This is a genomic window from Frankia sp. CcWB2, from assembly GCF_977927585.1.
Genome location: NZ_CDWRCM010000033.1, coordinates 27,665 through 29,339, shown reverse-complemented (window position 1 = coordinate 29,339; position 1,675 = coordinate 27,665). Strand labels below are relative to the sequence as shown.

3 protein-coding genes are annotated in these 1,675 nt (G+C 68.1%); all 3 read right to left on the bottom strand.

The annotated features are described in order from the left end of the window. Positions 1-58 precede the first annotated feature (58 nt). The gene (locus tag ACY45C_RS05815; RefSeq protein WP_462186621.1) at positions 59-355 is read right to left on the bottom strand and encodes a hypothetical protein; all 297 of its coding nucleotides are present in this window, start codon (positions 353-355) and stop codon (positions 59-61) included. A 2-nt stretch (positions 356-357) separates the two neighbouring features. Beyond that, entirely contained in the window at positions 358-741 is a 384-nt protein-coding gene (locus ACY45C_RS05810; RefSeq protein ID WP_462186620.1) for a recombinase family protein, read from the bottom strand. 132 nt (positions 742-873) lie between these two features. Next, positions 874-1,530 (bottom strand): dTMP kinase, encoded by a 657-nt coding sequence (gene tmk, locus ACY45C_RS05805; RefSeq protein WP_462186619.1) that lies wholly within the window; start codon positions 1,528-1,530, stop codon positions 874-876. Between the last annotated feature and the right edge of the window lie 145 nt (positions 1,531-1,675).

Below are 1,675 nucleotides of genomic sequence, written 5' to 3'. Positions count from 1 at the left end.
CACCAGAACGGCGAACAACAGCCGCACCCAGCTCCAACACCAACCACTCACCGCAAGATCACGAATCTACGTGAATGTTTACGCTCAGGCGCATGGCAATGGTCGGCGGCCTGTCTGGTGCATCGTCGCGGTAATGCTCGGCCGTGGCCTGGACGGCATTGGTTATTAGCTCGGAGACGACGAGCACGGCGGTGTCGGTGACGGCCGACAGCCCCCAAGACTCCAAGACGGCGGCGGTGTGGCGGCGTGCCGTGCCGGGTGCCGTCTGCTCGGCGGCAAACTGGCGAATGTCCAGCCCCCGGGAGGCGACGGGCATATTGGTCACGGTCTGGCAGACGGTGGAAGCGGCGCTCATGCTCACCGCGGCCTAGGAGTGGTCAGGCCCGTAAGACCTGGGCGGGACGGCGGGGCGTCCGGCGCGCTGGGCTCCGAAAGGTAGATCACCCGCCCGCCAAGCCCTTCGATCTCCACTTCGATGGCCTGCCGGACGGCGGGCAACGGGGAAAGGTGATCGAGACTAACCACCAGGACCCCGGCGACCTCCGACCGCTTGACGGCTTCGAGCAGGACCGTGAGGCCCGGCCGGACGATGCGCCCCGGCGGCATACAGCGGTCGACGAAGATTTCGGCCAGGGCCAGCCCCTCGGCGCGGGCGTGGGCGGTGAGCTGGTCGTCGAGACGGTCGATCTCGGCTTCGTCGGCGTGCTCGATGCAGATGTAGCCATAGATGGTCTGCGGCACGGTGCTCCTTCCATACGAATGAGGTCGAGGAAGCAGGACCGGCGGCGGGTATGCAGGCTCCCGCACAGGTTGCGGGCGCCATCCAGCACCGCCGGTCCTGGTCTTGGGGGCGGGCGTCGGGACGATCTAGCTCTAGCTCGCGGGTTCCGCGGCAGGCGCGGCGAAGAAGGCCATAAGGCGGTCGCGGATCTCGGCGGCCACGCGCTCCGGCGGCCGCTGGCCGCACTGGGCGCGCAACACGTCGAAGCCGGCTTGGATCAGCCGGTCGGTGGCCTGGCGGTAGAAGTGGGCTTCGGCGTGGCTGGAGCCGGGGGTGAGCTGGAAGCGGTTGTGGGCGCCCCGGTCGGCGAGGCGCTGGGCGATGATGTCGGGGTCGGCTTCGAGGATGACGCACAGGTCGGGCCGGTCGGCTTCGGCGTTGAGCCCCCACAGGAAGGCCGGCTCCACCCCGTCGAATCGCTGCATGACGAGGCCGGAGGGGATGTAGCGGTCGGAGATGACCGTCTTGCCGGCCTCCAACTGGGGGCGGATCTCGGTTTCGAGGTGGTGGTAGCGGTCGGCGGCGTACAGGCAGGCCAGGGCGTGGCCGGTGACGGTTTCGGTCAGCTGGCGGGCCAGCGTCCCCATGGGGCCGGTGGAGGGTTCAAGCGTGAGGTGGATGTCTTCGCCCTCGGCCACCAGGAGCTGGGCCACGTGCCGCACCAGGGTGGATTTTCCCGCGCCGCTCGGCCCGTCGACGGAAATGAAAAGCCCCCGCCGATGGTCAGACAAGGGCCGGAGCCGGGTCATCGGTTTCTCCTTGTGGTTGGCCCCGGAGTTCGTCTAGGGACAGCGGGCTGCCGCCTGGGTGTGTCGCGAGAAGTACGAAAAGGCGGGCGGTGACCAGGGCGTCATAGGAGTCGAAATGAAATAACTTGCGCGTTTCGAACCCTCC